Source organism: Rhizobium sp. CB3171 (assembly GCF_029714265.1).
Classification (GTDB): Bacteria; Pseudomonadota; Alphaproteobacteria; order Rhizobiales; family Rhizobiaceae; genus Rhizobium.
On sequence record NZ_CP121652.1, the window covers coordinates 3,885,097 to 3,904,313 of the forward strand.

Consider the following 19,217-nt stretch of genomic DNA (forward strand, 5'->3'; position numbering starts at 1 on the left):
CTTGTTTCACCGCCTGCCAAAAGACAAGGTTCCGTTTCCGGAGCTTTTGTCGTTGCTTTCGTTCTAGAGGCGGCCGCTCTTGCGCAGGCTCATGATCAGGGCGAGGCTGAGCAGGACGGCGCCGGCACCGAGGAGGAAGGGTGCCGTATAGCCGAACTGATTGGCAAGCAGGCCGGCGATCGGGCCGGTGCTTCCGAGCGCCACATCCAGGAAAACCGAATAGAGGCCAAGCGCCACGCCGCGATTTTGTGCCGGAACGTGCGCCATCGCCTCGTTGCCGAGCGCCGGAAAGATCGGTGCAAAGCCGGCTCCGGCAAGCGCCGCGCCGATGATTGCGACCGTGGGCGAGGGAGCAAAGGCCAGCGCCATCAGCCCCAGGATCTCCACCACCAGCGAGACGCGCGCCAGCGGCAAGCCGCCGAAGCGGGCGACGGCTTGCGCCAATCCGAGGCGAACGCCGATGAAGGCCAGGCCGAAAGCACTCAACGCCAGCGAAGCCCCATCCCAATCGCGGCTATGGAAAAAGAGGGCGACAAAGGCCATCACGACGCCGAAGCCGCTGGAGGCAAGCGCCAGCGCCACGCCGAAAGGCGCAACGCGGCTGAGGACCTGGCCGGTGCCGATGCCCTTCTCCTTGACGCCGGGTACCGCCGGCCGCGTTTGTGCCAGCATCAAGCCGGCAATTGCCAGGCCGATCGTCACGGCGCCCGTGGCGAAGAAGCCATATTGCCCCTCCAGCCAGGCGCCGAAGGGTGCGGCAAGCGCGATGCCGCCATAGGTGGCAATGCCGTTCCAGGAGATGATACGCACGGTTTCGCGCGCGCCCATCAGCCCGATCGCCCAGGTAATCGCCGCCGTGCTGACCAGGCTTTCACCGACACCCAGCGCCAAGCGGCCGACAAGCAGCAGCGCCAGGCTCAGAGCCGGAGCACCCGTGACCAGCGCCGATGCCAGCGTCAGGGCGCCGGAAAATCCATAGGCGATGAAACCGAGGAAAACTGAACGGCGCGGCCCATACTGATCGCACAGCCGGCCGACCTGCGCGCGGCTGATGATGGTTGCCACATATTGCGCGCTGATAGTGATGCCGGCCCAGACGACGCCGAAGCCGAGACCGCTGTCGACATAGGTCGGCAGCACGGCGAGCGGCAGGCCGATGGCGATATAGCCGAAGAAGGTCAGCGTTACGATGGAAAGGAGGGATAGTGTCGAGGTGGACTGGATGGTCTGGGAGGCAGTGTTCACGGGATATCGCCTGCGGGCACCGCGCGCGGTGTCCTTGCTGTTTGCCATGCGGATCGGGGTTCGTACCGGACAGGAGTGGCGGCAACGGCCCATCGACCGTGCGACGTCACGGATCAATTTCGTATCAGGCGGGAAGCGGTGGGGTCAATGAAATTGCTGCTTTGCAGCAAAAATTCATGGCGTGTTCAAGCAATTGTGTTTAGCGCCGTGGCGGGGACCGCACCATGTCCGGCCGCGGGAAGGGAGGCAAGGTGGCGCAATGGTCACCTCACCCTTGGGTTCACATCGTCAACACCACGCTTGCGGTCGTTCGCCCTGCCTCCAGGTCGGCATGCGCCCTGGCCGCATCTTTCAGTGCGTATTCCGCGCCGATCGGATTGATCAGGCCGGCCTGCAATTCCATCATCAGCGCCTCGGCACCCTGCCGATAGAGATCGGGATCGTTGGCGTAGGTCAATACGCTCGGGCGGGCGAGACCGATGGCGCGGGGGGCGGTCAGTTCCTCGATCTGGATCGGAAGAATGGGGCCGCCGGCCTGGCCGATGCTTGCGACCATGCCGAAGGGCCGGACGGTGGCGAGCGTCTGCGACAGCATCGCGCCGCCGATGCCGTCGATGGCGAGATGCACGCCCCGGCGGTCGGCGATGCGGCGCGTTTCCTCCACCCAATCCTCGGAATTATGCAGGAGAACGGCGTCGGCGCCGGCTTCATAGGCAAAACCCGCCTTGGCTTCGGAACCGACAGTGGCGATGACGTTGGCGCCGAGCCGCTTGGCCCAGCGCGTCACGATCTGCCCGACACCGCCGGCTGCAGCATGCACCAGCACCCATTCGCCCGATTGCAGCGGATGAACCTTGTGGAGCAGCATATGGGCGGTGAGCCCGCGCAACATCGTGCTGCCTGCGAGCCTTTCGCTGACATCGTCAGGCAGCCGCACCAGCCGCGAGGCAGGCAGGGTGCGCACTTCCGCGTAACTTCCCAGCGGATGACCGACATAGGCGACCCGATCGCCGACCGACAGACCCTCGACGCCGGAGCCGATTGCCTCCACGATGCCGGCGCCCTCGAAGCCGAGAACGGTCTGGCCGGGCGGCAGAGGGTACAGTCCACAACGGACATAGATATCGACGAAATTGACGCCGGAAATGCTTTGGCGGATGCGGGCCTGGCCGGGACCCGGATCGGTGATGGTAAGATCAACGAGCTTCATGGTCTCGGGGCTGCCGGGACCGGTTATGGCGATGGCTAAGGGCATTGAACGGTCTCCTTTCAGACGGACTTTTGATCACAAAGGTACGTCTGAATAAATTCGGTATGAGTTCACCATATCTGTGCAATAATGCACAGATGATCGATTGGCAGGACCTTCTTCATTTCGCTTATCTGGCGCGGACCGGCTCGCTCTCGGCGGCTGCGCGCGAGCTTGGCGTCGACCACGCAACGGTCGGCCGGCGCATCGCCGCGCTGGAACGCACGCTCGACCTGCGCCTGATCGACCGCAGGCCACGCACCTCGCCGCTGACGGCCGATGGCAGGGCGATCGCCGAGCTGGTGGCCGGCATGGAGGACAATGTCGAGGCGATCAGACGTTATTCAAAAAGCGCGGTTGCGGGGCTTTCCGCCGCCGTCAAGATCAGCGCGCCGCCGTCCATCGCCGCCCACCTCATCGCCCCGAAAGCGGTCGCTTTTCGTGCCGAACATCCCGATATCACGCTGACGATCGCCGGCGTTACCCGTCGCGCCGCTCTCGATCATGGAGAGGCTGATGTCGCCGTGCGCATGTCGCGGCCCGAGGAAAGCGATCTTCTGGTGCGGCGCATCGGCGTCATGCGCTTCGGGCTCTATGCTGTCCCTGAGATTGCCGCAACACCGGAGGAGAGCTGGGTCTTCATCGGCTATGATGCGGCGCTCGATCATCTGACGCAGCAGACTTGGCTGCGCAGCTTGCTTGCAGGCCGCCCGATCGTTTTCCGCGCCGGCGACGTCTTCGGTCAATTGCAAGCCGCGCTCGCCGGTCTCGGTGTCGTCGCGCTCCCCGCCTTTCTCGGCGACGGTGAAGCTGCGCTTACGCGTCTGCCGACGGAGATCCCGTCACCCACGCGCGATCTCTGGCTCGTCACCTATCCTGATCTGCGCCGCTCTCCGGCCATCCGCGCAGTGATGGATTATGTCAGCGAAACGATCGGCAGAACGTGTCCATTGAGAGAGGCTGACGGGGCCACGTAAGCCAACGGTTCGTCATGCTTACTTTCCTGTTGCAGCCTGCCAGCGAAACTCTACACCTAGACAGATTGGCGATTCCTGTGGTCGGTGATTGATGACGAAGCTCGGCGGCTGGCCCGCGATAAACAAAGCCGATGTGATCGCGGGCATATCGGTTGCCGGCCTGATGCTGCCCGAAGCAGTCGCCTATGCCGGTATCGCCGGTCTGCCGCCGCATAGGGCGATCCTCGCCGGTATTGCCGGCTGTCTGGTCTACGCGATTTTCGGACGCAGCCGTTTCGCCATCGTCTCACCGACCTCTTCATCTGCCGCCATTCTTGCGGCGACGCTAGCGGTTGTTCCGGGAGACGCCACCGTCAAGGCGAGCCTCGCGACCATCGCCGTCGCGCTGGCCGGCATCCTCTTCGTCATCGCCGCCGCCTTGCACCTGGGCGGCATCACCGGCTTCATCTCGCGCCCGGTGTTGCGCGGCTTTGCCCTGGGACTGGCGATTACCATCATCCTGCATCAGCTACCGATTCTCGTCGGCGCTCCCGTGCAAGGCTCGAATATCTTCAGCTATGCCGGCGCGCTGTTGGCGGCAATTCCTAGGTGGAACATCGCAAGCGTTGCCGTCGGCATCGTGGCATTGGTCGCACTGCTATTGCTCAAGCGGCTGCCGGGCGTCCCCGGCGCCTTCCTCGTGCTCGCTGCCGGCATCCTCGCCTCTTCTGCCTTTGGCCTCGACGGCCATGGTGTCGCGTTGGTCGGGACGATCGAGGTCCTGCCGCAATGGCCTTCGCTTCCCAATGCCGGCTGGCCCGCTTATTCGCGGCTGGTGCAGTTTACCGTGCCGCTGGTGCTCATTCTCTTTGCCGAATCCTGGGGTACGATGCGGGCCTTGGCGCTACGCTACGGCGATGCTCTGGAGGTCAATCGCGAATTGGGGGCGCTGGGCCTTGCCAATATCGCCAGCGCCGTCGTCCAGGGCATGCCCGTCGGCGCCGGTTTTTCCGCGGGTTTCGCCAGCGAAGCGGCGGGAGCGAAGACGCGGGCTACCACCGTCTTTGCCGCCATCGGCCTTGCCATTCTGATCGCCAGCGCCGGGCCGCTGGTGGCGCGGCTGCCGGAGCCGGTGCTTGCCGCCGTGGTGATTGCGGCCCTCACGCATGCGCTCGACCCCGGTCCGATTCTTCGACTGCGGCGGCTTCATCGTGATTTCTATGTCGCGCTCGGTGCCGCGGCCGGCGTACTGATCTTCGGCGTCCTCAACGGCATGCTGCTGGCGATCGTACTTTCGCTCGTCGCAATGATGCATCGATTGGCATCCCCCTATGTTGCTCGTCTCGGACGGCTGGGGGCAGCCATAATTTCGTCGACGTCAGCCGCCACCCAGAGGCGATAGAAACGCCCGGCATTGCGATCTGGCGTCCCGGCGAGCCGCTGTTTTTCGGAAATGCCGATATGATCCTTGGCGAGATTCTGACGCGCAGCCGCGACGAAACGGGACTGAAGGCCGTGGTGCTAAGTCTGGAGGAAAGCTTCGATCTCGACAGCTCCGCGCTCGACGCTTTGATGGAATTCGACAATGCCATGCGCATTGCCGGCATCCGCGTGCAATTCGCGCGTGCTCACGATAAAGCCCACGACCTCATGGCCGCGGCCGGAATGACCGATCTCGAAAATCGCTGTAGCTTCAGCGTTGACGATGCGGTCGCGGTGGTTGCACCGGCGGTGGGGAACGGCTGACCTCTGTAGCCGGCTTAGTTCAGCAGCCAGTAGCAAAGATGCTCGTGCCTGCCTTCCCCCTGGAGGCTATGGACCAGAACAAAATCCCGGACGGTCCACCCTACGGGTTCGTCAAGGACGACTTCCGGAATCAATTGACCCCGATATAGCAAGGTCATATGCGGCTCAAATTCCCTTCTATCGTTATTTGCAAAGCCGGTGAACCGCATTGCGTCATCCAGTTCTTGACGCAGCGCTTTCAGTTCCGCATTTCCTTCCTTGCACCATAGGACAAGGGGGCGATTGTCGCCATTACCGAAGCTGACGGCTCGATCGAAAACCACTTGGAATGATGGCTTCCTGACGGTCGACGCCGCTTGCATTGCCGCAAATGCGATCTCATGCGGTGGCTCATGCATGCCGGCGTAGGAGCCCAACTGGTAAAGCGTAATATGAAACAGATCCGAGGGGCGCGGCTTTGCGAAGAAGCGGTATTGCCGATGCAGATCGCTTGCCAGTTTGGCACTTGACGAAGCAACCTCCCGATCAGGCAGTACAGCAAAATAAAGACCAGCCGAATGCATCGGATCGGCTTCAGATTTCCTGACTCGTGATCCTCCGCCAAGATTGAGCGAAAGCTGTGCGTTGTTCTTCATGAGATCGCTTCAAAGCCAGCCGGCCTTGCCTCGTGCTGTTCTTGCTGAGCGCTGATATCCTACGGTCGCCTAGTCTTAAAATCAAGAACAAATAGAGAACAAATTGAAGTGGCCGCAATTGGCCGGGAAGATCGGATATTTCATCGCATCCCTCGATTTGGAAAAAGCACCGAATAAAACTGCCCTTCGATTGTTCACCGCAGGTCAGGGCATTTTGGCCCGCTCTCAACAAGGGAATGACCTCACATGTTGATCAAAACCATCTTCTCCGCCGTTCTTTTCGCCTTCATCGGTCTCGGCGTCTCCGCCTGCTCCACCACCGGCTCCGGCGGCGGCATGACGCAGAATTCGGCTCCGGCCGGCGGAGGGTATTGATAAGCTCCCAAGCTGGGTGGGAAGTGGTGTGGCGGATGTTGCCGTCGCAGCATCGGCATCGCTTCCTTCACTCCGCAAAATGTTGGCAACAATCGGCCTGCGCAAGAATCGGGTTGAATTCGGGTGCCAGAGGCACGATTTTCATGGCAAGTGGAAACACGGAGACTTTGCCATGAGCGAGACAAGGCAACATTATCTGATCTTCGAAACCGTCGGTGGTTTCTGTGGGATTGCGTGGAACGACATCGGTGTCACTCGCTTCCAATTGCCGACGAAAAGCGCTGAGGCGACCGAGCGCCTCATGCTTCGCCGTTTGCCAAATGCACGACCTAGCGCGCCGACGCCCGATGTCGCCGATGCGGTTGCCGCCGTAAAGCGTTATTTCGCTGGCGAAACAATCGATTTCTCCGGCGTGAAACTGGATCTCAGCGAGCAGGACGATTTCTTCAAGCAGATCTATGCCGCAGCGAGGCAGGTAGGGTGGGGGCACACCACCACCTATGGCGCGCTAGCCAAACAGCTCGGCGCCGGTCCGGAAGCGGCGCGCGACGTCGGCCAGGCCATGGCCAAGAACCCCGTGGCGCTGATCATTCCCTGCCACCGCGTCTTGGCCGCCGGCGGCAAGATAGGCGGCTTCTCCGCGCCCGGCGGTTCGACCGCCAAGGCTCGCATGCTGGAACTGGAAGGCGTCCAGCTCGCGCCGCCGAAGCCCGTGCAGCAATCCCTGGGTTTCTGAACGTTGGTCGTGTGCATAACGCGCCCGGAGGGTCACGCGTCCGTGGATGCGGCCGCATCTCCGGCGATGGCCCGAGCCGTTCCGGGCTGAGGACGCAGCAGCAGATAGAACGCGGCGACATGCGTGATCATCAATAGAGGCACATAGATGATCGGGATTGCGTAGGTGGCGCCCAACTGTCCGGCGAACCCGGGAAGGTCGAATTGGGTGCCATTATAGTAGTCGACGATGAGGTCGACTGTCCCCACAACATTGAAGGCAATGGTGAACAGCCAAAAGAGCGGACGTATCCTTACGGTGAGAAGCGCCAGCATGGCGAGCAGGCCGGTTGCAAAGTCACCATAAGCGGCTGATATCGCGAAGCCGGCGGGCAGATTGGGGCCGACGACGCCGGGAACAATGAAGACCAGCCCGAAGAAACGGAAACTGTGCAGCGTGGCGATGGCGCGTTGCGCTTCGACCTGATCCATGGATTTGAGCTTCGGCCAGACGTAGGCTCCGAAGCAGAGCAGCCAGGGGACGTAACCCAGAACGAGATGTAGCTGGAAGATGATTGCGGGCGACATGTAGCCTCCTATGGTGTGCTAGCTCATGCGGTCTCAAACACGGTGGTCGGAATGCCGAGCCGGGCCGTCCGGGTCAGATGTACGACCGCTATCGCCTGGCGACTATTCGCTATAATGTTGACGGGCCATGAAGCAGAATTTCACAGTCAGACGAGGCGCGCTCGATGGGGTGGAGGCGTTCCTGAGCGTCGCCGAGCACCGCAGTTTTCGCAGAGCGGCCGCGGAACTCGGGGTGACTCCATCGGCGATCAGCCAAGTGGTGCGCGCGCTTGAGGCGCGCGTCGGCGCAGCGCTCTTCCTGCGCACCACGCGCAGTGTCGGCCTGACCGAGGCGGGGGAGCGATTTCTGTCGCGCGCAAAGCCGGCCTTCGAAGAGCTCGTCGCCGCAAGCGAGGTCGCCGGTCAACTCGGAGAGCGGCCGGCCGGATTATTGCGCCTCGCCGTGCCGCGTTCGGTCGTGCCGATCGTGCTGGAGCCACTGATCGCGTCCTTCTGCGAGGCCTATCCCGCGATCGAGGTGGAGATCGCCGTAAGCGAGAAGCTGGTCGATCTCGCAGCCGAAGGATTTGATGCCGGTGTCAGGCTGGGCGAGTTCATCGACGCCGACATGGTCGCGGTGCGGCTGACGCCGCCGTTCCCGTTTGTAGTCGTTGGCAGCCCCGATTACCTGTCTCGGCACAAGCGGCCGGAGCGTATCGACGATCTGCGTGACCACGCCTGCCTGCGCATGCGCCGCACAAACGGGTCGGTCGCGCCCTGGTCCTTTGTCGACGGCGGCAAGGCGGTCGAGGCAATCGTCTCAGGGCCGCTCATCGCGCATGACTACCCCACGGTCCTGGGAGCTGCCATCCAGGGTGCGGGAATTGCGCAAGTGCCAAGCCCGCTCGCCGAAGCGGCTCTTGCCGATGGCCGCTTGCAAGTGCTGCTCGCCTCCTTCGCCGTCACGACACCCGGGGTTTTTCTGTACCACCCGGGCAGACGCCAGGTTTTGCCCAAACTGCGCGCATTCATCGAGCATGTCAGATACCGCAGCAACGATGCTCCGCGCAGAGGCGACCCAGCTAGATCGCACCAATGATCGCATTGATATGCCCGCTTGGACTCAGCTCGGCATGTTCTCGAATTGCGGAAGGTCGAGCGGCTTCACCCATTCAAGACGTCGCTTGGTGAACATCTCGAGCACCGGTTCGATGCCCGCGGAACTATCCAGGCAGCCGATCGTGGCGAAGATCATTCCGGGGAAGCTCTCCAGCTTGCTGCTGAATACCCTGGCGCCGCAATTGGGGCAGAAGTTGCGATCCAGGCCCTTGCCGGATTGGGCGATGTAGTGAAACGCCTTCGGCTCGCCGCTGACCAGCGTAAATTCATTCTCGGGCACGCCGAAGAACGTCGCCGCCTCTCCGCCTGACGCCTTCTTGCAGTCGAGGCAGTGACAGACGGCAACAAAGGTAGGATCGGTATCAAACTCGAATTTGACGGCCCCGCATGCGCACTGACCGGTGTGCTTCTTCGCCATGTATCAGCCCTCCATATTTGACTGGCAAAGCATCCGCGCCGTTCGCGCGCTGTCAATCGCTGTATTCTAGGGGATGATGCAGAAGCATCGGGCATACGGCATCTGCCGCTATTTTCAGAGCTCGACCAAGATCTTCCCGATGGCCTTGCCGCCTTCCTGTGCCTGGTGAGCTTCGACAATTCTTTCCAGCGGCAATTTCATTGCGATCTGCGGTTGGTAAGCGCCGGACGCCACGCAGGCGGAGACTTCTTCGACCGCCTGCTGGAATGGAGACTGAGGGATCGAATAGAAGAACACGAAGCGGAATGTGTAGCCTCCGAACATCGTCGAGAGGAACGGCATGGAGAGCTTGGCCTGCGGATTCTCGCTGGCATAGCCGATGGCGACGCCACTTGGCGCCAGGCAGGCGATGTCCGTTTCGATGTTTGACGCAAGATCGACATCGACGATGCGGTCGACGCCGTTGCCCGTCGCCCGTTTGACGACTTCGGCGACATTCTCGTCAAAGCGATTAATGACGAGATCAGCCCCGGCGGCCGTAGCGACCTCTGCTTGTTCGGCGCGACTGACCGTCGCGCAGACCCAGGCGCCCGCCCATTTGGCAAGCAGGATTGCGGCCGTTCCGACCGCGCCCGCTCCGCCTTGCACCAACACCCGCCTGCCGCGCAGGTCGCCATCGGCGAACAGGCAGCGATGCGCGGTGATCGCCGGGATCCCCAAAGACGCGCCGGTTTCGAATGGCACGTGGTCGGCAAGCCTGACGGCATGGGTCGACGGCACGACGACATAGCCGGCGGCCGAACCGAATGCTTTTCCTGTCTGGGCTTTGTAGAGCCACACCCTTTCGCCGATGCGTTTCTCGGAGACACCAGGCCCGACCTTGTCGATCGTGCCTGCGCCATCCTGATGCGGCACGATGCGGGGGAAGGGCATGGCAAAGCTGTTGAAGCCGGTCCGGGTCTTGATGTCGGATGGATTGAGGCCGGATACGGCAACCTTCACCCGGACTTCGCCGGGCTGCGGCTCCGGATCGGGAAGAGTGCCGACTTGCAGGACGTCCCTGGCGGCGCCCTGTTGGTCAAAAAATGCGGCTTTCATTGCGGTTTTCCCATGCGTTTCAGTGTTGGGGGAAACTAGGGATTTAGAAGGCCATATTGCAAGTAGGCAATATTTTTGCCTATAAGGCTAAAAAGTAGCCTATTGGAGGAACCGTGGCGAAAGACACTTACAATTGCGCGGTCGAGGTTACCGTCGATGTCGCCGGCGGCAAATGGAAGCCGATCATCATCTATCACCTTCTGAAGGGGCCGCAGCGCTTCGGCGAACTCAGGCGCATGGTCGGCAATCCCGCCCAACGTTCCATCACCTTGCAGCTCAGGCAGCTCGAAGAGGACGGGATCATCCGGCGCGAAGTTTTTGCAGAGGTTCCGCCCCGCGTCGAATATTCCCTGACGGAGTTCGGGAAGACCCTCGGTCCCGTGCTGAAAGCCATGAAGGAATGGGGCGATACCTTCATGGCCAAAGAAAACATGGTTTCGAAGCGGGAAGACGCCTGACGACCGAGGAGTGAGAGACCGCAGCACCGACGCTCCGCCCTGCGACCATTGGACGGGAGCTGCGTGAACTCCCGTGAGGTCCAACGGCAGAGTTCATTCAAAATCAGCCATCTCGTATAGTGGCCGGATTTCGATCTCGCTCGGTCCCGGCATGGGATTGGGGCAGCGCTTCACCCAGGCGATTGCCTCGTCCATGTCCTTGACGTCCCAGATCCAGAAGCCGGCGACGAGTTCGCGGGTTTGGGCGAAAGGCCCGTCGATAACCGTGCGGCCGGGACCGTCGAACGCGACACGCTTGCCCTGCGAGGAGGGCTTGAGGCCGTCGGCCGTGAGCAAGATGCCGGCATCCCGCAACTCGTCATTGAATTTGCCCATCGCCTCCATCATCTCCGCCTCCCAGGTCGTGTGGAGGAACCCCTTCTCGCTGTCTTCCGTAGCCTTCACGATCACCATCACACGCATCGTCTGTCTCCTTGTTTGAACCGGCCGCATCGGCCTGACATTGGAATGACGAACGGAGTTTTTGGAAACCGACACCGTCTCGCGATTTTTTAGCGACACGACCGTTCCCATGAGAGTAGCGTCGAGGATATCGATGGATGCCCCTAGTTTCTTCCAGTGCCCTGTCAAAATCTCGCCGGTTCAAACGTCTTTGTCGCAGCGGGCCATCAGGCTGCGCGTATCGAGAGAAAGGAACGCATCATGCAATATATGCTGTTGGTGTATTGGAACGAAGCCGAGCATAAGAATGCTAAGAAGGAACAGAAAGCCGAGACGTTTGCGGCCTATGCGGCCTATACGGAAACGTTGAAAAAGGCCGGAGCCTACGTTGCGGGTAGTGGATTGCAGGATTCCTCGATGGCAACCGTGGTGCGTGCGCCGGAGGGCAAGGCCACCGTTCTCAACGGCCCCTATATCGAAAGCAAGGAGCAGTTAGGCGGCTATTATATTATCGAGGCTGATGATCTCGATAGCGCCGTCGCCTGGGCGGCGCGCTGTCCCGGCGCCCGGCAGGACACGGTAGAGGTTCGCCCTCTCATGGTCTATTGAACTATCATGTCGCAAGGAGATAACCGGTCCGCCATCAAAGCTGCCGAAGCGGTGGCGCGCCGAAGCTATGGCAAACTGGTCGCCATCCTTGCGGCCCGCACACGCGATGTGGCCGGCGCCGAAGACGCCCTGTCGGAGGCCTTTGCGTCTGCCTTGGCCGATTGGCCGGCCAATGGCGCGCCGCTAAACCCCGAGGCTTGGCTGCTTGCCGTTGCCCGGCGCAAGATGATCGACGCCGTCAGGCGCAGACGGGTAAGCGCCGTTGCCTCCGAGCATCTGAAGCTCATGGCGGAAGAGTTGGAGGCAACGGCGAGCCTCGCACCAGACATTCCAGACGAGCGTTTGGCTTTGATGTTCGCCTGCGCGCATCCGGCAATAGAGTCTGGAGTCAGAGCGCCGCTGATCCTGCAGACGATCCTTGGATTTGACGCACAGACAATCGGTTCCGCCTTCCTGGTGTCGCCGGCGGCAATGGGCCAACGGCTGGCGCGGGCCAAGAACAAGATCCGTCGCGCCAGGATTCCTTTGCGGGTGCCCGACAGGGCAGACATGCGCGCACGTTTGGCGGCAATACTGGAGGCGGTCTATGCGGCCTATACGGAAGGCTGGAGCGACCCGGCCGGCACCGATGCGAGCCTGCGCAACCTCGCGGAAGAGGCGATTTGGCTCGGCCGGCTGATCGTCGCGCTCCTGCCGAAGGAGGCTGAAGCGCTCGGCCTGCTTGCACTGATGCTCTATTCGCATGCTCGGCGTGGCGCCCGGCGCAGTCCGGCCGGCGAATTCGTGCCGCTGGCCGATCAGGATCCCGCTCTATGGGACGAAGTGTTGATCGACGAAGCTGAAGATCTGCTTATTCGCGCCAGTACGCTTGACGCCTTCGACCGCTATCAATTGGAAGCGGCAATCCAATCGGCGCATGTCGTGCGACGCCGCACAGGCGCGACCGATTGGGTGGCTATCGAGCGCCTCTACGATGGCCTTTGCGCAATTACCGGCTCGCCGGTGGCGGCAATTAATCGCGCGATCGCCGTGGCGCAGACGCGCGGGCCTGCGGCAGGGCTGGCGGCGCTCCCGATACTGGCCCCTGGCAGCCGGCTGGTCGAATATCAGCCGTATTGGGCAGCGCGCGCCGAACTCCATGCGAGAACGGGGGAAATGGCAGCGGCCCGCGAAGCCTATGACCAAGCGATTGCGTTGGAAATAGATCCTGCCGTCCGCCGCTTTTTGCAAAGGCGACAGACCGAAAGCCTAACGCCGCCGCGCTGAGCTTGGTGTTCCGCTCGGACCGGTCGAGCTCGCCTTCTTGGCTGGAAGGTGTAACCCCTCATTCTCGCGCGATTATTTTGATATGTTACTATTATGGCTTGGAACTAATGACGTGCGAGACTGTTCAGTTATAACTTTGATACGACGCTAACGTCGTGCCCGGCCGGCTGGGGTAAGCGGCGCTTTTTCAGGAGTCTCTCATCATGAAGATTTCGTCCGGATTTCGTTCAGTCGCGGTTGCCGTCATCGCCGCCGCGGGAATTAGCTTTGCCAGTGCCGCGCATGCCGACAGCGGCACGATCCGCTTCGCCGTTTACAAGGCAGCCTTCTTCGTCGGTGGCTCTGGCGGCGAGGGCACGCTGACCTTCCACGGCCGGCGCTACCCCATCACGATCGGCGGCATCTCGGGCGGCCTCGCCTTCGGTGCCTCCAAGACGTATTTCAGTGGCACCGTGCGCCACATTCGCCGCGCTCGAGATGTGTCGGGCGTGTACGGCGCAGTGGGCGGCGGCGGCGCGGTCGTCAAAGGAGCCCAGGTGATCGTCATGACCAATGACAAGGGCGCTCAGCTCGAACTCACAGGCAGGCAGGTAGGCCTGCAAATCAATGCCGATATCAGCGGTCTGAGCATCACGGTGAAGTAAGGGGCTGTTGCTCCGTTCGTCATCTCCCCGGAGAGGCCCGATTTGCTGAGTTTGGCGATCGGGCCTCTCCGGCAAAGTCATTCAGGAAGTGGCTTTTGCCACTTGCGCTATGCCGCAGTGCTGCTCGCGACGAGATAAGAGTGAAACATTATCGTTAGCTGTCTTTCGGCCTCGCTTCCCACAGCCGGGGGCATGACCCGTTTACAGAATGCCGGGACCGTTCCGTAAATCACTGCCGTCATTGTTTGGGCGATCAAGTGCGGATCGGCAAAACGGCCATCGCTGGCGGTGGACAGCATCGCCTCGATCGCCCTTTCACTCCGCCGGGACGCCGATTCGATCAGCTCGCGCGCATCAAGCTCCGTAGCGATGAGGTAGAGGGCGGGCGCGACCTCGGTTTGCGCCATCCTTGCGTCAAGATAGGCCTTCACCACCGCCCGAGCTATTGTCTCCACCGGAGCGTACAGGTTTTCGTCGCTCGCTTTCTCCACAGCCTCGGCGAGAAGCGCGAGATGCCGCTCCAGCACAGCGAAAAGCAAGGCCTGCTTATGCGGGAAATATTGGTACAGCGTTCCGACCGAAACGCCGGCACGACGCGCCACGCGCGTCGTGTTCAGGCGGATCGGCCCATCGCTCAGCAAAACCTGAATGGTCGCCTCGAAAATAGCGTTCACGGTGACGATGGATCGGACCTGACGCGGTAGTTTCCGGCGGTTTAGCGGTGACGGAGCAGCGTTTTCCATATGCGAATCCAAAAACTGAATAATGCTTCATATATTACAGCCGTCGCCGATGCTCTAGCCCCGTGTGGTTGCCGGTGACGCCTTAGGAAGCGAATTAGGAGACGAATATGGGTAAATTGGACGGTAAGATCGCTGTCATCACTGGCGGTAACTCAGGAATGGGGCTGGCGACGGCCAAGCTGTTCGCACGCGAAGGCGCTAAGGTGGTCATCACCGGCCGCGATCAAGCGGCGCTCGACGCTGCCGTGCAAAGCATCGGAAATGGCGCCGACGCGGTCCGCAGTGATATTTCCAGGATGTCGGACATCGAAGCGCTTCGCGAATATGTCGAGAGAAAGCATGGCCGCGTCGACATTATTTTCGCGAACGCCGGGGGCGCGCGACCGAACATGTTTGAATACACGTCCGAAGAAGAATTCGATTTCACGGTCGCTAACACGTTCAAAGGGACGTATTTTACGGTGCAGAAGCTCCTACCGCTGATGGGTTCCGGCGGCTCGATAATCCTGAACACCTCGACCCTGAGCAGACAAGGCCGCCCCTATGTCAGCGTCTATTCGGCGGGGAAAGCAGCCATCCGCTCGCTGGCACGGTCGCTCACCGCGGAGCTGACCGACAAGGGCATACGGGTAAATGCCCTGGCGCCTGGCTACATCGATACGGATCAAGCGCGCAAAGCCGGAGTGAGCGAGGAAATGATCGAACAGACGAAGACCCAGGTGCACGCCCAAATTCCCATGCACCGCAGCGGCACCGTCGACGAGATCGCCAAAGCCGTCCTGTTCCTCGCCTCCGACGACTCGGCTTACATAACAGGCAGCGAACTATGCGTCGATGGTGGCTGGGCTCAGATCTGAGTGTCCCGGCGGCGCGGAGGGGGAGATACAGCGAGTGACTGCAAAAGTTCGGCAGCGAATATCGCTGCCGAGACTACGCTATGGCCGCAGCTTGCCCCTCATTCCCACTCGATCGTGCCGGGCGGCTTCGACGTCACGTCGTAGACCACGCGGTTGATGCCACGGACCTCGTTGATGATGCGGGTCGCGGCGCGGCCGAGGAATTCCATGTCATAGTGGTAGAAATCGGCCGTCATGCCGTCGACGGAGGTGACCGCGCGGAGCGCACAGACGAATTCGTAGGTGCGGCCGTCGCCCATGACGCCGACGGTCTGGACCGGCAGCAGCACGGCGAATGCCTGCCAGATGGCGTCGTAGAGGCCAGCCTTGCGGATTTCGTCGAGATAGATGGCGTCTGCCTCGCGCAGGATCTCCAGCTTCTCGCGGGTGATGCCGCCGGGGCAGCGAATGGCGAGGCCGGGGCCGGGGAAGGGGTGGCGGCCGATGAAGCTGTCGGGCAGGCCGAGCTCCTTGCCGAGCACGCGCACTTCGTCCTTGAAGAGTTCGCGCAGCGGCTCCACGAGCTGCATCTTCATGCGCTCCGGCAAGCCGCCGACATTGTGATGCGACTTGATGGTGACCGAGGGGCCGCCGGTGAAGGAAACGCTCTCGATGACATCCGGATAGAGCGTGCCCTGGCCGAGGAAATCGGCGCCGCCGAGCTTCTTCGCTTCCTCTTCGAAGGTCTCGATGAAGAGCCGGCCGATGATCTTGCGCTTGGTCTCGGGGTCGCTGACGCCCTCCAGCTCGCCAATGAAGCGGTCGGAGGCGTCGACATGCAACAGATGCAGATTGTAGTGCCCGCGGAACATGGCGACGACATTGGCCGCCTCGTCTTTGCGCATCAGGCCGTGGTCGACGAGGATGCAGGTGAGCTGGTCGCCGACTGCCTCATGGATCAGCAGCGCGGCAACGGAAGAGTCGACGCCGCCGGACAGTGCGCAGATGACGCGCTTGTCGCCGACCTGATCGCGGATCGCCTGCACCGCCTTGGCACGATAAGCCGACATCGACCAATCGCCCTTGATGCCGGCGATATTGTGGATGAAGTTGCCGATCAGCTTGGCGCCGTCAGGCGTATGCACCACTTCCGGATGGAACTGCACGCCGTAATATCTGCGCTTCTCGTCGGCGATGAAGGCGTAAGGCGCGTTCGAGGAAGTGGCGACGACTTCAAAGCCCTCGGGCAGCGCGGTGACACGGTCGCCATGGCTCATCCACACCTGATGGCGCGAACCGTGCGACCACAGCCCTTCGAAGAGGGCACAATCCTTGTCGACGTCCAGGAAGGCGCGGCCGAATTCGCGATGGTGGCCGCTTTCCACCTTGCCGCCGAGCTGCATGCACATGGTCTGCTGGCCATAGCAGATGCCAAAGACCGGCAAGCCGCTGTCGAAGATGATCTGCGGCGCCCGCGGCGAGCCCTCATCCACGGTCGAAGCCGGGCTGCCGGACAGGATCACGGCCTTCGGCTGCAGCCGCTTGAAGCCGGCTTCGGCGGATTGGAAGGGGACGATCTCGCAATAGACGCCCGCTTCGCGCACGCGCCGTGCGATGAGCTGCGTCACCTGGCTGCCAAAATCGACGATGAGAACGGTGTCTGGATGTGCTGTCTGGGTCATGGCGAGCCTTTAATGAAAAGCGCTTTCCCTGGCAATCCGGCAAATCGCGCGAGGGCCGATTTTATTGTCCCGATTGTATCAGCCGCCGCGCCGTTCAGAACCAGAAAACGCCGTCTTCCAGCGCAGTGAACAGTCCGTCGACGGCGTAGGAGAGCTTGCGGTCGATGACGTGCAGATATTCGGTCCAGCCGGAAATGTGCTGGAGCTCGACTAGGCCATCGGAAATACCGCGCAGTCCGATCAGCGGCCGGTCGTAGAGCTGGCAGACACGCAGTACGGAGAAGGTCTCCATATCCACCATGTCGGCGGCGATCCGGCCATAGGCATCGGCGCCGGAGATGACATTGCCGCCGGTCGAGAGGCTCGCTTCCGGAATGGCGGGAATGCGCAACGGCAGCTCGATTGTGGCGGGCAGGTCGAGGAATGGCGTGCGGCCTTTCTCAAAGCCGAGCGGCGAGGCGTCCATGTCGCGATAGGAAACGGAGGTGACCTGATAGACCTCCGTCTGCTCCAGCTTGGAGGAGCCGGCCGAACCTAACGAAACCACCATGTCCGGCAAATCGTCCTGCGCTTCGAGCTGAGCGAACGCTTTCGTCATGGCGATCGCCGCCTCGACTGGACCGACGCCGGTCATCAGCGGGTCGATGCGGGAGCGCAGGAAGGGGCCGTATTCCGCCTCCGCCGCCATGACGAACAGGATCGACTTTCCCGATACGCGTTTCAGTTCGAATTTCATCCGGTAATTCCCTCTCGGCCTCGGATGACCATCATCGTTCCGGTCATGGAGGCAATCAGCTTGGCAGGCCCGTCGCTGATGGCATAGGCTCGCCCATCGGCGACGATAATGGTGGAGCCGGGCTTGGTAACATCGCCGCGAAACAGAAACCGCTCGCCGCGTCCCGGGGACATCAGGTTGATCTTGAATTCGATTGTAAGAATTGATGCTGTAGGATCGATGACGCTGTAAGCCGCAAATCCGCAGGCCGAATCCAGCGCGGCGGCAATGATGCCGGCGTGTAGAATACCGTGCTGCTGCGTCAGCTTGACGTCGAACGGCAACTCGATCTCGACCGTGCCATGCTCGACGCGCGTCAACTCCGCGCCGATCGTCGTCATCGCCGCCTGTCGCTCGAAACTCGTCCGAATGCGCGCTCGAAAGTCGCTGCTTTCCCCAGTCATCCCATTCCCTTTCGCGGGGTGCGAAATTGGCATGACAGGAGGATTTGGACAAGGGCACTGCGGTGGAATTCGCCTCGCGGAAATAACGCGCGATCGACATTGTTTTCCCATGATGCTGGGTATTCGATACGCATCAACAGATTCGAGATGGAACCGAGATGACGACGATCCTGCAATCGACGAGAGCCTATGAGACCTGGATGCGGACGCAATTGGGGGACGATCTGGTCGATGCCGATCTCGACAAGAAGCACAAGAAAATGAAGAGCGGCGGTTTTGTCTTTCTGCGCGCCACCTATTGGCGCTGGGCCGAGACCATCTTCGACATCTGCCCCCATCTTGCGGGCGCGCCGCAGGTGCTGGCGATCGGCGATACGCATCTGGAGAATTTCGGCACCTGGCGCGACGAGGAGGGGCGGCTGGTCTGGGGCGCCAACGATTTCGATGATGCGGCGGTCATGCCCTATGCGCTGGACCTTGTGCGCCTGGCGACGAGTGCGATCCTTGCGCGAGGCGCCACCGCGCCGACGCCGCGCGCCATCGCCGAGGCCATTTTGGGCGGCTATCGCCGTGGGTTGAAGACGCCGTCACCGGTCATTCTGGAGCGTGATTACAAGTGGCTGCGCAACGACGTCATCCTTTCGAATGGCGAGCGCAAGGCTTTCTGGGACAAATATCGCGATCTGCCGCCCTCCGCCAAACCGGTTCCTGCGCCTTGCCTTGAAGTGCTGCGGCGATCGCTGCCAGATGAGCAGCTCCCTTTTGTCGCCAAGCCGCGCACGGCCGGCACCGGTAGCCTCGGCCGCCCGCGCTTTGTCGCCGATGTCGAATGGCGCGGCGGGCCGGTGATCCGCGAGGTCAAGGCGCTCGCCCAATCCGCCTGGTCGCTCCGACACAATCCGTCCGACACGACGATCCACACGGGCGTCATTGCCGCCGGACGCGCCCGCTCTCCCGATCCGCATTATCAGGTGGTGGGCAAGCTGCTGGTCCGTCGGCTATCGCCAAACAGCAGAAAGATCGAGGTCGAGGGCGATGCGCAGCTCCTGCTGTCGCCGGCGATGCTCGACCTGATGGGTTTCGAGATCGCCAACTGCCATGCCGATGACGCCTCCCGCATTCCAGGCATTCTAGCTGACCTCGACAGGAGGGAGGTGGACTGGCTGAGGAACTCCGCCAAGGCGGCTGCGGTCGCGATCGGCACGGAGCAGGCGGAGTTCGCGGCGAAGGGCTAAAC

General features: G+C 61.7%; 21 protein-coding genes and 1 pseudogene. 11 read left to right on the forward strand and 11 right to left on the reverse strand.

Going from position 1 to position 19,217, the window contains the following annotated elements:
- Window positions 1-63: 63 nt before the first annotated feature.
- Entirely contained in the window at window positions 64-1,245 is a 1,182-nt protein-coding gene (locus tag QA648_RS18870) for an MFS transporter (RefSeq protein ID WP_283048688.1), read from the reverse strand.
- A 280-nt stretch (window positions 1,246-1,525) separates the two neighbouring features.
- Entirely contained in the window at window positions 1,526-2,500 is a 975-nt protein-coding gene (locus tag QA648_RS18875; protein WP_283048690.1) for a quinone oxidoreductase, read from the reverse strand.
- 92 nt (window positions 2,501-2,592) lie between these two features.
- On the opposite strand from QA648_RS18875, the gene QA648_RS18880 reads away from it, so the two are divergent.
- Both QA648_RS18880 and QA648_RS18885 read left to right on the forward strand, forming a co-directional pair.
- The gene (locus tag QA648_RS18880) at window positions 2,593-3,471 is read left to right on the forward strand and encodes a LysR family transcriptional regulator (RefSeq protein ID WP_283048692.1); all 879 of its coding nucleotides are present in this window, start codon (window positions 2,593-2,595) and stop codon (window positions 3,469-3,471) included.
- Between the two features lie 91 nt (window positions 3,472-3,562).
- Window positions 3,563-5,196 (forward strand): annotated as a pseudogene (locus QA648_RS18885) (SulP family inorganic anion transporter).
- A gap of 14 nt (window positions 5,197-5,210) precedes the next feature.
- On the opposite strand, the gene QA648_RS18890 reads toward QA648_RS18885, so the two are convergent.
- Window positions 5,211-5,831, reverse strand: a complete 621-nt coding sequence (locus QA648_RS18890) for a 2'-5' RNA ligase family protein (RefSeq protein ID WP_104821724.1) — start codon at window positions 5,829-5,831, stop codon at window positions 5,211-5,213.
- 246 nt (window positions 5,832-6,077) lie between these two features.
- Between QA648_RS18890 and QA648_RS18895 the strand changes: the two genes are divergently transcribed.
- Window positions 6,078-6,206, forward strand: a complete 129-nt coding sequence (locus tag QA648_RS18895) for a hypothetical protein (RefSeq protein WP_260303290.1) — start codon at window positions 6,078-6,080, stop codon at window positions 6,204-6,206.
- A 172-nt stretch (window positions 6,207-6,378) separates the two neighbouring features.
- The gene (locus QA648_RS18900) at window positions 6,379-6,942 is read left to right on the forward strand and encodes a methylated-DNA--[protein]-cysteine S-methyltransferase (protein WP_104824958.1); all 564 of its coding nucleotides are present in this window, start codon (window positions 6,379-6,381) and stop codon (window positions 6,940-6,942) included.
- Between the two features lie 32 nt (window positions 6,943-6,974).
- Here the strand turns inward: QA648_RS18900 and QA648_RS18905 are convergent, their stop codons facing one another.
- On the reverse strand, window positions 6,975-7,508 hold the full coding sequence (locus QA648_RS18905; RefSeq protein WP_104821725.1) for a hypothetical protein: 534 nt from the start codon (window positions 7,506-7,508) through the stop codon (window positions 6,975-6,977).
- Window positions 7,509-7,635: 127 nt separating this feature from the next.
- Here QA648_RS18905 and QA648_RS18910 point away from each other — a divergent pair, with 127 nt between their 5' ends.
- A complete protein-coding gene (locus QA648_RS18910) occupies window positions 7,636-8,586 on the forward strand; it encodes a LysR family transcriptional regulator (RefSeq protein ID WP_283048696.1) in 951 nt (316 codons plus the stop codon).
- 24 nt (window positions 8,587-8,610) lie between these two features.
- Here QA648_RS18910 and QA648_RS18915 read toward each other — a convergent pair whose 3' ends face one another.
- Both QA648_RS18915 and QA648_RS18920 read right to left on the reverse strand, forming a co-directional pair.
- Window positions 8,611-9,024, reverse strand: a complete 414-nt coding sequence (locus tag QA648_RS18915; RefSeq protein ID WP_283048698.1) for a GFA family protein — start codon at window positions 9,022-9,024, stop codon at window positions 8,611-8,613.
- A 114-nt stretch (window positions 9,025-9,138) separates the two neighbouring features.
- A complete protein-coding gene (locus QA648_RS18920) occupies window positions 9,139-10,122 on the reverse strand; it encodes an NADPH:quinone reductase (protein ID WP_283048699.1) in 984 nt (327 codons plus the stop codon).
- Window positions 10,123-10,235: 113 nt separating this feature from the next.
- Here QA648_RS18920 and QA648_RS18925 point away from each other — a divergent pair, with 113 nt between their 5' ends.
- Window positions 10,236-10,580 (forward strand): helix-turn-helix domain-containing protein, encoded by a 345-nt coding sequence (locus tag QA648_RS18925; protein ID WP_283048700.1) that lies wholly within the window; start codon window positions 10,236-10,238, stop codon window positions 10,578-10,580.
- A gap of 93 nt (window positions 10,581-10,673) precedes the next feature.
- On the opposite strand, the gene QA648_RS18930 is transcribed toward QA648_RS18925, so the two are convergent.
- On the reverse strand, window positions 10,674-11,042 hold the full coding sequence (locus QA648_RS18930) for a YciI family protein (protein WP_283048702.1): 369 nt from the start codon (window positions 11,040-11,042) through the stop codon (window positions 10,674-10,676).
- A 240-nt stretch (window positions 11,043-11,282) separates the two neighbouring features.
- Between QA648_RS18930 and QA648_RS18935 the strand changes: the two genes are divergently transcribed.
- From QA648_RS18935 to QA648_RS18945, 3 genes are all read left to right on the forward strand, one after another.
- Window positions 11,283-11,630 carry a YciI family protein gene (locus tag QA648_RS18935; RefSeq protein ID WP_104824959.1) on the forward strand — a complete coding sequence of 116 codons (348 nt, stop codon included), beginning with the start codon at window positions 11,283-11,285 and terminating at the stop codon, window positions 11,628-11,630.
- A gap of 6 nt (window positions 11,631-11,636) precedes the next feature.
- Window positions 11,637-12,896 carry a DUF6596 domain-containing protein gene (locus QA648_RS18940; RefSeq protein WP_283048707.1) on the forward strand — a complete coding sequence of 420 codons (1,260 nt, stop codon included), beginning with the start codon at window positions 11,637-11,639 and terminating at the stop codon, window positions 12,894-12,896.
- A gap of 203 nt (window positions 12,897-13,099) precedes the next feature.
- The gene (locus tag QA648_RS18945) at window positions 13,100-13,540 is read left to right on the forward strand and encodes a hypothetical protein (RefSeq protein WP_104821730.1); all 441 of its coding nucleotides are present in this window, start codon (window positions 13,100-13,102) and stop codon (window positions 13,538-13,540) included.
- Window positions 13,541-13,647: 107 nt separating this feature from the next.
- Here the strand turns inward: QA648_RS18945 and QA648_RS18950 are convergent, their stop codons facing one another.
- Window positions 13,648-14,283, reverse strand: coding sequence for a TetR/AcrR family transcriptional regulator (locus QA648_RS18950; RefSeq protein WP_283048709.1), 636 nt, complete (start codon window positions 14,281-14,283; stop codon window positions 13,648-13,650).
- Window positions 14,284-14,390: 107 nt separating this feature from the next.
- Between QA648_RS18950 and QA648_RS18955 the strand changes: the two genes are divergently transcribed.
- Entirely contained in the window at window positions 14,391-15,140 is a 750-nt protein-coding gene (locus tag QA648_RS18955) for an SDR family oxidoreductase (RefSeq protein WP_104821731.1), read from the forward strand.
- A 98-nt stretch (window positions 15,141-15,238) separates the two neighbouring features.
- On the opposite strand, the gene guaA is transcribed toward QA648_RS18955, so the two are convergent.
- The 3 genes from guaA to QA648_RS18970 form a co-directional block, all read right to left on the reverse strand.
- A complete protein-coding gene (gene guaA, locus QA648_RS18960) occupies window positions 15,239-16,801 on the reverse strand; it encodes a glutamine-hydrolyzing GMP synthase (RefSeq protein ID WP_283048710.1) in 1,563 nt (520 codons plus the stop codon).
- A 94-nt stretch (window positions 16,802-16,895) separates the two neighbouring features.
- A complete protein-coding gene (locus QA648_RS18965) occupies window positions 16,896-17,537 on the reverse strand; it encodes a 5'-methylthioadenosine/S-adenosylhomocysteine nucleosidase (protein ID WP_104821733.1) in 642 nt (213 codons plus the stop codon).
- Entirely contained in the window at window positions 17,534-17,980 is a 447-nt protein-coding gene (locus QA648_RS18970) for a PaaI family thioesterase (RefSeq protein ID WP_104821734.1), read from the reverse strand. Before QA648_RS18970 ends, QA648_RS18965 begins: the two co-directional genes overlap by 4 nt.
- 158 nt (window positions 17,981-18,138) lie before the next feature.
- Between QA648_RS18970 and QA648_RS18975 the strand changes: the two genes are divergently transcribed.
- On the forward strand, window positions 18,139-19,215 hold the full coding sequence (locus QA648_RS18975; protein WP_283048714.1) for a DUF2252 family protein: 1,077 nt from the start codon (window positions 18,139-18,141) through the stop codon (window positions 19,213-19,215).
- The last annotated feature ends 2 nt before the right edge of the window (window positions 19,216-19,217 follow it).

Bases quoted from the DNA above. Each gene is read 5' to 3' on its own strand.
- QA648_RS18875 (WP_283048690.1), bottom strand. From the start codon at position 2,500: ATGCCCTTAGCCATCGCCATAACCGGTCCCGGCAGCCCCGAGACCATG.
- QA648_RS18880 (WP_283048692.1), top strand. From the start codon at position 2,593: ATGATCGATTGGCAGGACCTTCTTCATTTCGCTTATCTGGCGCGGACC.
- QA648_RS18890 (WP_104821724.1), bottom strand. From the start codon at position 5,831: ATGAAGAACAACGCACAGCTTTCGCTCAATCTTGGCGGAGGATCACGA.
- QA648_RS18895 (WP_260303290.1), top strand. From the start codon at position 6,078: ATGTTGATCAAAACCATCTTCTCCGCCGTTCTTTTCGCCTTCATCGGT.
- QA648_RS18900 (WP_104824958.1), top strand. From the start codon at position 6,379: ATGAGCGAGACAAGGCAACATTATCTGATCTTCGAAACCGTCGGTGGT.
- QA648_RS18905 (WP_104821725.1), bottom strand. From the start codon at position 7,508: ATGTCGCCCGCAATCATCTTCCAGCTACATCTCGTTCTGGGTTACGTC.
- QA648_RS18910 (WP_283048696.1), top strand. From the start codon at position 7,636: ATGAAGCAGAATTTCACAGTCAGACGAGGCGCGCTCGATGGGGTGGAG.
- QA648_RS18915 (WP_283048698.1), bottom strand. From the start codon at position 9,024: ATGGCGAAGAAGCACACCGGTCAGTGCGCATGCGGGGCCGTCAAATTC.
- QA648_RS18920 (WP_283048699.1), bottom strand. From the start codon at position 10,122: ATGAAAGCCGCATTTTTTGACCAACAGGGCGCCGCCAGGGACGTCCTG.
- QA648_RS18930 (WP_283048702.1), bottom strand. From the start codon at position 11,042: ATGCGTGTGATGGTGATCGTGAAGGCTACGGAAGACAGCGAGAAGGGG.
- QA648_RS18935 (WP_104824959.1), top strand. From the start codon at position 11,283: ATGCAATATATGCTGTTGGTGTATTGGAACGAAGCCGAGCATAAGAAT.
- QA648_RS18940 (WP_283048707.1), top strand. From the start codon at position 11,637: ATGTCGCAAGGAGATAACCGGTCCGCCATCAAAGCTGCCGAAGCGGTG.
- QA648_RS18945 (WP_104821730.1), top strand. From the start codon at position 13,100: ATGAAGATTTCGTCCGGATTTCGTTCAGTCGCGGTTGCCGTCATCGCC.
- QA648_RS18950 (WP_283048709.1), bottom strand. From the start codon at position 14,283: ATGGAAAACGCTGCTCCGTCACCGCTAAACCGCCGGAAACTACCGCGT.
- QA648_RS18955 (WP_104821731.1), top strand. From the start codon at position 14,391: ATGGGTAAATTGGACGGTAAGATCGCTGTCATCACTGGCGGTAACTCA.
- guaA (WP_283048710.1), bottom strand. From the start codon at position 16,801: ATGACCCAGACAGCACATCCAGACACCGTTCTCATCGTCGATTTTGGC.
- QA648_RS18965 (WP_104821733.1), bottom strand. From the start codon at position 17,537: ATGAAATTCGAACTGAAACGCGTATCGGGAAAGTCGATCCTGTTCGTC.
- QA648_RS18970 (WP_104821734.1), bottom strand. From the start codon at position 17,980: ATGACTGGGGAAAGCAGCGACTTTCGAGCGCGCATTCGGACGAGTTTC.
- QA648_RS18975 (WP_283048714.1), top strand. From the start codon at position 18,139: ATGACGACGATCCTGCAATCGACGAGAGCCTATGAGACCTGGATGCGG.